Source organism: Micromonospora sp. R77 (assembly GCF_022747945.1).
GTDB lineage: Bacteria > Actinomycetota > Actinomycetes > Mycobacteriales > Micromonosporaceae > Micromonospora.
Genome location: NZ_JALDST010000003.1, coordinates 1 through 8,366 on the forward strand (window position 1 = coordinate 1; position 8,366 = coordinate 8,366).

At 72.2% G+C, this 8,366-nt stretch carries 12 protein-coding genes and 2 pseudogenes; 7 read left to right on the plus strand and 7 right to left on the minus strand.

Annotation, left to right across the window (positions count from 1 at the left end; genetic code table 11):
* Nucleotides 1–355: benzoate/H(+) symporter BenE family transporter (locus MRQ36_RS32625; RefSeq protein ID WP_242801671.1), on the plus strand; the 355-nt coding region annotated here is incomplete at its 5' end.
* 2 nt (nt 356–357) lie between these two features.
* Here MRQ36_RS32625 and MRQ36_RS32630 read toward each other — a convergent pair.
* Entirely contained in the window at nt 358–630 is a 273-nt protein-coding gene (locus tag MRQ36_RS32630; protein WP_242795901.1) for a hypothetical protein, read from the minus strand.
* 90 nt (nt 631–720) lie between these two features.
* On the opposite strand from MRQ36_RS32630, the gene MRQ36_RS32635 reads away from it, so the two are divergent.
* Nucleotides 721–1,431, plus strand: coding sequence for a DUF3800 domain-containing protein (locus MRQ36_RS32635; protein WP_242795903.1), 711 nt, complete (start codon nt 721–723; stop codon nt 1,429–1,431).
* A gap of 127 nt (nt 1,432–1,558) precedes the next feature.
* Here MRQ36_RS32635 and MRQ36_RS32640 read toward each other — a convergent pair whose 3' ends face one another.
* The 4 genes from MRQ36_RS32640 to MRQ36_RS32655 form a co-directional block, all read right to left on the minus strand.
* Nucleotides 1,559–1,933 carry a hypothetical protein gene (locus tag MRQ36_RS32640; protein ID WP_242795905.1) on the minus strand — a complete coding sequence of 125 codons (375 nt, stop codon included), beginning with the start codon at nt 1,931–1,933 and terminating at the stop codon, nt 1,559–1,561.
* Nucleotides 1,934–1,962: 29 nt separating this feature from the next.
* On the minus strand, nt 1,963–2,211 hold the full coding sequence (locus MRQ36_RS32645) for a hypothetical protein (protein ID WP_242795907.1): 249 nt from the start codon (nt 2,209–2,211) through the stop codon (nt 1,963–1,965).
* A 79-nt stretch (nt 2,212–2,290) separates the two neighbouring features.
* Nucleotides 2,291–2,764: a large conductance mechanosensitive channel protein MscL gene (mscL, locus tag MRQ36_RS32650; protein WP_242795909.1), complete on the minus strand. Its 474-nt coding sequence runs from the start codon at nt 2,762–2,764 to the stop codon at nt 2,291–2,293.
* A gap of 39 nt (nt 2,765–2,803) precedes the next feature.
* Complete coding sequence (locus tag MRQ36_RS32655; protein ID WP_242795911.1) at nt 2,804–3,487, minus strand: FadR/GntR family transcriptional regulator; 684 nt, start codon at nt 3,485–3,487, stop codon at nt 2,804–2,806.
* Nucleotides 3,488–3,536: 49 nt separating this feature from the next.
* On the opposite strand from MRQ36_RS32655, the pseudogene MRQ36_RS32660 reads away from it, so the two are divergent.
* A pseudogene (locus tag MRQ36_RS32660) lies at nt 3,537–4,049 on the plus strand (MFS transporter); the annotation flags it as partial.
* Between the two features lie 47 nt (nt 4,050–4,096).
* Here the strand turns inward: MRQ36_RS32660 and MRQ36_RS32665 are convergent.
* A pseudogene (locus MRQ36_RS32665) lies at nt 4,097–4,255 on the minus strand (DUF1775 domain-containing protein); the annotation flags it as partial.
* Between MRQ36_RS32665 and MRQ36_RS32670 the strand changes: the two are divergent.
* From MRQ36_RS32670 to MRQ36_RS32680, 3 genes are all read left to right on the plus strand, one after another.
* Nucleotides 4,188–4,436 carry a hypothetical protein gene (locus tag MRQ36_RS32670; protein WP_242801673.1) on the plus strand — a complete coding sequence of 83 codons (249 nt, stop codon included), beginning with the start codon at nt 4,188–4,190 and terminating at the stop codon, nt 4,434–4,436. The pseudogene MRQ36_RS32665 and the gene MRQ36_RS32670 overlap by 68 nt on opposite strands.
* 160 nt (nt 4,437–4,596) lie before the next feature.
* The gene (gene thrS, locus MRQ36_RS32675; RefSeq protein ID WP_242798775.1) at nt 4,597–6,609 is read left to right on the plus strand and encodes a threonine--tRNA ligase; all 2,013 of its coding nucleotides are present in this window, start codon (nt 4,597–4,599) and stop codon (nt 6,607–6,609) included.
* Nucleotides 6,610–6,725: 116 nt separating this feature from the next.
* On the plus strand, nt 6,726–7,283 hold the full coding sequence (locus tag MRQ36_RS32680; RefSeq protein WP_374250637.1) for an HIT domain-containing protein: 558 nt from the start codon (nt 6,726–6,728) through the stop codon (nt 7,281–7,283).
* 25 nt (nt 7,284–7,308) lie between these two features.
* On the opposite strand, the gene MRQ36_RS32685 is transcribed toward MRQ36_RS32680, so the two are convergent.
* Nucleotides 7,309–7,752 (minus strand): hypothetical protein, encoded by a 444-nt coding sequence (locus tag MRQ36_RS32685; protein WP_242798777.1) that lies wholly within the window; start codon nt 7,750–7,752, stop codon nt 7,309–7,311.
* A 161-nt stretch (nt 7,753–7,913) separates the two neighbouring features.
* Between MRQ36_RS32685 and MRQ36_RS32690 the strand changes: the two genes are divergently transcribed.
* The coding region (locus MRQ36_RS32690; RefSeq protein WP_242801675.1) for a hypothetical protein at nt 7,914–8,366 on the plus strand (453 nt) is incomplete at its 3' end.

Genomic DNA, 8,366 nt, shown 5'->3' on the forward strand with positions numbered 1-8,366 from the left:
CTCGGTCACCGCCGGCATCGGCATGGCCCTGCTCGGCCTCGGCGCGGGCGCGGCGACCGCCCTGGTGCTGCTCTCCCCGCCGATCCTGGTCGAGGCGGTGGCCGGCCTGGCGCTGCTCGCCGCCCTGGCCGGCGCGGTCTCGGCCGCCGTCGCCGCGCCGGACACCCGGGAGGCGGCCGTGGTCACCTTCGTGGTCACCGCCTCCGGGGTGAGCCTGCTCGGCGTCGGCGGGGCGTTCTGGGGACTGCTCGCCGGCTGGCTCATGCTGCTGCTCTTCCGCCGCCGGCCGGCCGTCTCCGAAGCGCCGGCCGACCGGCCGGAGACCGCCGAGGATCGGCCGCTGACCGTCCGTTGAGGTCAGGACGCCGGTACGGCCACGCCGATCTCCATGATCCGCAGGCGTACGCCGGTGACGTTCTCCTCGACCATCCGGCGCAGCGCGCGGGCGTTCTCCAGCGAGTCGAGGACGACCAGGGCGTGGCCGAGGCTCGGGTCGTCGTCGTCCGTGCCCCACCAGCCGCGGACGAAGCCGGGACTCTGCCGCGTCACCTCGGCCATGTGCGTGAACTGGGCGACCCGCTCGTCGGTATCGGCCGGCGTGCCGTGCTGCTCCCCGATCACCATCCACATACGAGCCACGCTAGCGGATGCAGCTTCACCTGCGCCGACACGCCTCCGCATGAGGCGCCCGTTGTCTGGATCTGGTCGTACCCTCGCCTGGTGCTCCTCACCTACGTCGACGAGTCGGCCACCGATCGCTTCTACTGGGTCGGGGCGCTGCTGGTTCCGGCCAAGGTGGCGATGCCACTGAGCGAGGCGCTCGACCAGGTGATGGATCACGCGGTAAAGACGTACGGGGTGCCGGCCGACACCGAGCTGCATGGATATGACATCTTCCATGCCCGTTCGGTGTGGAAGGGGGTGCCCCCTCGTGCGCGGATCGCGGTCTACCGCGCGGCCATGGAGGCCATCGGTGCTGAGGACGTCACGATCATCCTTCGAGGCGTACAGCGCCTGGCCCTCGCGGAGCGGTACGGCCCCTCTGCGCGCCCCGCGCACGAGGTGGTCCTGTCGCATCTGCTGGAGCGAGTCGACGGCTATACGGCGAGCCGGGACGAGTATGCGTTGGTCATCGCCGACGAGGTGCACAATCCGGCCGTGCATCGCGCTGACCTGAGCCGATACCGGGTTTCGGGCACCGGTGGCTACCGGTCGAGGAGGCTCACCAGGATCGTCGATACGCTGCACTTCGCTCCGTCGCACGCCAGTCGGCTCGTGCAGGCGGTCGACCTGGTCACGTTCCTGTTCCAGCGGCTCCACCGGTCAGGTGCCGATCCCCGGGCGGTGGCGGCCAACGAGCGGCTGTGGTCTCTGGTCCGGGCGCGCTGCTATCACAGCTGGTGCTGGGATCCGATGGCTACGAAGTCCTGACCCGGATGCACGAGAGGCCCGCGTGCGCGGGCCTCAAGGCGGGTGCGGGAGCCCTGAAGAGCGTCCTGCGTCTGCCAGCCTAACAGGAGTTTGGGTGTGAGACACAAAGAACCGCAGGTGGGACCGGCTATTCCGCGGCGGGCAGGGCGGTGGTGGGGACGTCGAGGTTTACCTGGTGGTCGGTGACGGCGGCGATCTGGTCGGCGAGCACGTAGACCGCGCCGGTCCGGGCCAGATCGGTGGAGACCTTCAGGTAGCCGCTGTGCAGCAGCCGGGCGGCCAGGTCGGCCGGTACGTCCGGCTCCTCGACGGCGGTCGAGGCGATCAGCTCGTCCAGGCTGCTGCCCGGGTCGGCGGTCGGCGGTCCCTGCACGGTCACCGCGGCCGGGTCGCCGCGCTGGACGAGATCCACGGTGCCGACCTCGACGCCGGTCGCGTCGACCACCCGCATGCCGGTGGTGACCCGGGAGATGACGGCCTGCTGCGTGCCCTGCTGCTTCATCCAGGCGCGGTTCCCGGGTCACCCCGGCGCTAAACGGGCGGGGTCCAGCCGCCCGGCGGGCGGGGGGAGAGTTCGCGCCAGCTGTCCGGTCCTTCCAGCAGCGCGCGGACGGTCTCCTCGGCCTCCTCCACGCTGTCGTACTCGTAGAACTGGGAGACCCCCTCGGCGCCGCCGGCCCGCTGCTCCACGTGCCAGCGGTCGGCGTCCGCCCGGAGGAAGACGTCCCGCCGGGCCAGCCGTCCCCATTTCCCGTTCCACCAGTGCTTTCGCTGTTCCATGGCGGGACTCTATCGAACATGTGTACGACACGGGACGGCCCCTGCGGGAATCCCGCAGGGGCCGGTGTGCCGGGGTCGGTCAGCGCGCGTGCGGCGGCTCGTTCCGGCGTCCCAGCACGTCGTCCAGCGCGCCGCGCTGCTGCGCCGGGATCGACTGTCCGCCGGCCAGCAGCGCGTCGCGGATCTCGGTGAGCAGCTTGACCTCCTCGCTCGGCGCCGAGGGCGGCGGCTCCTCGCCGCGCTTGCGCCGCTCGGCGAGCCGGTTCATCGGGTAGACGACCAGGAAGTACAGCGCCGCCGCGGTGAGCGCGAAGGTGATCACCGCGTTGACGAAGGCCACCCAGTCGAACGGGATGCCCCGGAACGACGGCGTCGAGCCGCTGATGCCCTTGGGGTTGCCGGTGATCAGAACGATGATCACCCGGACCAGTGGTTCGAGGAACGACTTGGTGAGCTGGGTGACCACGCCGGTGAACGCGGCACCGATGACGACACCGACCGCCAGGTCGACGACGTTGCCGCGCATGATGAAGTCTTTGAAGCCCTTGAGCATCCGTACTCCTGTGCTGTCCGATTCTCCGTCGGGCACAACCTATGCCCCCGAGGGCGGCTCCAGAAAAGCACCGGCCTCGATCGCCGCGCGGGCCGGATCGCCGGCCCGGATCGCGTCGACGAGTCGACCGTGGTCGACGTACCGCTCGGGGGTGAGGGCGTCGCCCATGGCCTGGGCGACGGTGCCGCGCAGCGCCGTGCCGACGGAGGCGTAGAGCTCGGCGAGCATGCCGTTGTGGGCGGCGGCCACCACCGCCGTGTGCAGCGCCGCGTCGGCCTCCACGAACCCGGCGACCCGGCCGGAGCGCCAGGCGGCCTCCCGGGCGGCGAGCGCCGCGTCGAGCGCCGCCAGGTCGTCGGGGGTACGCCGCAGCGCGGCCAGCCGGGCGGCCTCCACCTCGAAGGCGCGCCGGACCTCGATCACCTCGGCCATCCGGTCGTCGGTGACCCGGCGGGCCACCACCGGCGCCAGCTCGTCGGTCGACACCACGTACGTGCCGGAGCCCTGGCGGCACTCCAGCACCCCGGCGTGCACCAGGGCGCGGACCGCCTCGCGGACGGTGTTCCGCCCCACCCCGAGCGCGGCGACGAGCTGTGGCTCGGTCGGGATGCGCCCGCCGACCGGCCACTCGCCGCCCAGGATGCGCTCGCGGAGCTGGGCGATGGTGTCGCGGACCCGCTGACCGCGGGGTGGCACGGCGACGGAACGGTCGGCGGGTGTCACCGGTTACAACTCCTGCCGAAATTCATCCCATGATTGTAGGTTCGAGGTCATGACCCCGCCACCCACCTGCGCCGAGGCGCCCGCCCCCGTCGATCCGGCCCCGCCCACCGCCGACGTGACGCCCGGTCCGGCGCCCGCCGCCGCACCGCCGGCCCGGACGTCCACGCCAGCCGCCGGGGGCGCGCTGGTGCTGGTCGGCATGCTGCTGGTCGCGCTCAACCTGCGGGCCGCGGTGACCAGCCTCGGTGCCCTGCTGGACGAGGTGCGCGGCGGTCTCGGCCTCTCCGGCACCATGGCCGGCCTCGTCACCACCCTGCCCACCATCGCCTTCGCCGGCCTCGGCGCGCTCACCCCGTGGCTGGTCCGCCGGTACGCGCCGGCCCGCGTCCTGGTGGTGGCCATGGTCTCGCTCACCGTCGGGCAGGTGCTCCGGGTGGTGACCGACTCGACGCTGGTCTTCGTGCTCACCAGCGCGCTGGCGCTGGCCGGCATCGCGGTCGCCAACATCCTGCTGCCGATGCTGGTCAAGCAGCACTTCCCGCGCCGTACCGGGCTGGTCACCTGGTCCAGTTCCGGGGCGTGGATGCCGGCGACCGGCCGGTCCAGGGTGCGGGTGGTGATCCGGGGCGCCCAGCCCGGCACCGACAGCGGATAGACCTCACCGATCGGCGCGTCCGCCGGCATCCGCAGCTCGATCCGGGTGGTCCGGCTGCCGGTCCGCTCCTCGGGCAGCACGACGGCCACCTCCACCGCGTCGCCCTGGTGCACCTCGGCCGGCGAGGTCGAGATCGTCACCTCGGCGGCGTGCGCGGCGCCGGGCCAGCTCACCGGCCCCAGTACGGCGGTCAGCAGCAGCGTGCCCGCCCACCGCCGACCCCGACGGGTCATCCTCATGGTCGTCCCCATCCGTCTCGACGCGGCCGGTTCCGGCGCCGGCCACACCCGGTAGTTCGGCCCGGGGCGCGGAAAGGTTCAACGCGGGGCTGAACTCGTCCGGGCCACCGACCGGGACAGCGCGGCGCGGCCGACGGGGCGCGGGGGACGCCCGATAGCATCGCAGGAGCCGCTCAGTCGGCACTCGAAGATCCCCATCGACGACAGGAGTCACCGTGTCCGCACCCCGTACCCCCGCCGTGGCCGACCCCGTCGTCGTCGCCACCGGGACGACGGCGGCCGACGCGGTGGCCGCGGCCGGCCTGCCGATGACCGGCCCGAAGGCCGTCGTGGTGGTCCGCGACCCGCAGGGCCAGCTGCGCGACCTGGACTGGACGCCGGCGCAGGAGGTCACCGTCGAACCGGTGACCCTCGACTCGCCGGACGGCCTGAACGTGCTGCGGCACTCGACCGCGCACGTGCTCGCCCAGGCCGTGCAGGACGTCTTCCCCGACGCCAAGCTCGGCATCGGCCCGCCCATCGAGAACGGCTTCTACTACGACTTCGCGGTCGACAAGCCGTTCCAGCCGGACGACCTCGGCAAGCTCGAGAAGCGGATGCAGGAGATCGTCAAGTCCGGGCAGCGGTTCCGGCGGCGGCGCTTCGGCAGCCTGGACGAGGCCAAGGCCGAGCTGGCCGCCGAGCCGTTCAAGCTGGAGCTGATCGACGTCAAGGGGGAGGGGCTGGACTCCTCCGAGGTGATGGAGGTGGGCGGCGGCGAGCTGACCATCTACGACAACCTCGCCGCGAACGAGGACAAGGTCTGCTGGTCGGACCTGTGCCGGGGCCCGCACCTGCCGAACACCCGGCTGATCGGCGCGTTCAAGCTGATGCGCTCGGCCGCCGCCTACTGGCGCGGGTCGGAGAAGAACCCGCAGCTGCAGCGGGTCTACGGCACCGCGTGGCCGACCCGGGACGAGCTGAAGGCGTACCTGAAGCTGTTGGAGGAGGCCGCCCGGCGCGACCACCGCAAGCTCGGCGCGGACCTGGACCTGTTCAGCTTCCCCGACGAGATCGGCTCCGGCCTCGCGGTCTTCCACCCCAAGGGCGGCGTGATCAAGCGGGTGATGGAGGACTACGTCCGCGCCCGCCACATCGAGGAGGGCTTCCAGTACGTCGGGACCCCGCACATCTCGAAGGAAGGGCTCTTCCACACCTCGGGCCACCTGCCCTACTACGCCGACGGCATGTACCCGCCCATGGAGCTCGAGGGCGCGGACTACTACCTCAAGGCGATGAACTGCCCGATGCACAACCTGATCTACCGGTCGCGCGGGCGGTCCTACCGGCAGCTGCCGATGCGGCTGTTCGAGTTCGGCTCGGTCTACCGCTACGAGAAGTCCGGCGTGGTGCACGGCCTGACCCGGGTGCGCGGCCTGACCCAGGACGACTCGCACTCCTACTGCACCAAGGAGCAGGCGCCGGGTGAGATCAAGCACCTGCTCGGGTTCGTGCTCAGCCTGCTGAAGGACTTCGGCATCGACGACTTCTACCTGGAGCTGTCGACCCGCGACGAGAGCAGGCTCGACAAGTTCGTCGGCTCCGACGAGGACTGGGCGACGGCGACCGCGGTGCTGGAGCAGTGCGCCCGGGAGACCGGCCTGGACCTGGTGCCCGACCCGGGTGGCGCGGCCTTCTACGGCCCGAAGATCTCGGTGCAGGCCAAGGACGCCATCGGCCGGACCTGGCAGCTGTCGACCATCCAGTACGACTTCAACCAGCCGAAGGGCTTCGGCCTGGAGTACCAGGCGGCCGACGGCACCCGGCAGCAGCCCGTCATGATCCACTGCGCGAAGTTCGGCTCCATCGAGCGGTTCATCGGGGTGCTCACCGAGCACTACGCGGGCGCCTTCCCGGCCTGGCTCGCCCCGGTGCAGGTGGTCGGCATCCCGATCCGCGACGACCACGCCGACTACCTCCAGGAGTTCGTCGGCACGCTGACCCGGCAGGGGATCCGGGCCGAGGTCGACTTCGGCGACGACCGGATGCAGAAGAAGATCCGCAACGCGCAGCAGCAGAAGATCCCGTTCATGGTGATCGCCGGTGACGACGACGTGGCCGCCGGCACGGTCTCCTTCCGCTACCGGGACGGCTCGCAGCGCAACGGCGTACCGACGGCCGAGGCGGTCAGCCACATCCTCGACGTGGTCCGCTCCCGCACCAACGCCGGCCCCTCCGCCGAGAGCTGAGATGTAAGCAGGGGCCCCCTCTTAACGCCTGGCGTAGAGAAGGGGCCCCTTCTCACACCTCTCCGGCCGCCCAGCGTGATCGGCACGGGCCACGGGTGGACCGTAGGATCGCTGGTGTGACTGGGGCGGAGCGGCACAGCGGGAACGGCACCGACGACGGGCTGGCGGACGGGCTGGAACGGCTCTGGACGCCGCACCGGATGACCTACATCTCCGGCGAGGACCGGCCCGAGGGCGGCTACGAGAAGCCGACCGGCTGCCCGTTCTGCCTGGCCCCCGGCCTGCCGCCGGAGGAGAGCCTGGTCGTCGCCCGGGGCGAGCACGTCTTCGCGGTGCTCAACCTCTATCCGTACAACCCGGGGCACCTGCTGGTCTGCCCCTACCGGCACGTCGCCGACTACACCGAGCTGGACGCGCCGGAGACCACCGAGCTGGCCGCCTTCACCAAGGACGCCATGCGGGTGGTCCGGCAGGTCTCCAACGCGCACGGCTTCAACCTGGGCATGAACCAGGGCGGGGTGGCCGGCGCGGGCATCGCCGCGCACCTGCACCAGCACGTGGTGCCCCGCTGGGGCGGCGACGCCAACTTCATGCCGGTCATCGGCCGCACCAAGGTCCTGCCGCAGCTGCTCGCCGACACCCGCGACCTGTTCGCCAGGGCCTGGCCGGCCTGACCCGCGCCCGGTCGGGTCGCAGCCGTCAGCGCAGCGGCACGCGGAGGCGGGGCAGCCGGCGACGGCCGGCACCCTCGGCGTGCGCCAGTTCGGCCCGGGCGGCGAGCTGCCGCAACCGGCGCTCCACCATCCGGTCACCGTGCCGCGCGATCCACACGCACACCGCGGCGAGCGGCAGCTCCACCAGCGCGGCCAGCAGGATCGACAGCGCCAGGTCCGGCCCGGCCGGGGTGGTGACCACGTCGAACCAGGCGTCCACCAGCAGCATGGTGGCGGTGCCGCCGGCCGCGGGCACCACCAGCCGGTGCCCCCGGTACGCGTACCAGGCGGTCAGCGCCAGCATCGCCACCAGCCCCAGGTCGAAACCCACCCACGCGGCCCGGTAGTGCACCGTCACCGCATGGTGGGGCAGCGTCAGCGCGAGGTAGCCGATCCAGGGCAGGGTGAGCAGCGCCAGCAGCCCGAACACGGGTGCCACCCAGCGCGGCGCCGGCTGTATCTCGGTCGCCCGTGTGATCTGTTCCGACGTGCCGGTCATGGCCCCCTCCGGCAGCGCTAATGCCTCCGCGACCCGGTCACCAAACGTACGCCGGGCGGCGAGGTCGCACGGCGGCCTCTACGATTCCGCGCATGGCGTTGCTGCACCGGGCGGAGATCCGCCCCACGAAGCTCGAGCTGCTGGCGACGTGGCTGCCCGGCCGGCGCTGGTTCCACGGGCCGGCGGGCACCGAGCCGGTCCGGGTGGCGGGCTTCCGGTTCGACGACCCGGCCGGCGAGGTCGGCATCGAGACGATCCTGGTCCGGGCCGGGGACGGCCCGGTCCACCAGGTGCCACTGACCTACCGGGGGGCGCCACTGGCGGGCGCGGACGGCTGGCTCGTCGGCACCACCCACCACACGGTGCTCGGCCCGCGCTGGGTCTACGACGGCTGCGGCGACCCGGTCTATGCCGCCGCGCTGGCGGACGCCATCCTGGCCGGCACCGGCCAGGCCCGGGAGTTCTTCGAGGTCGACGGCGAGCGGCAGTACCGCGAGCCGAGCATGACCGTGGCCGCCACCGGCACCGGGGACGCGCCGGCGCCC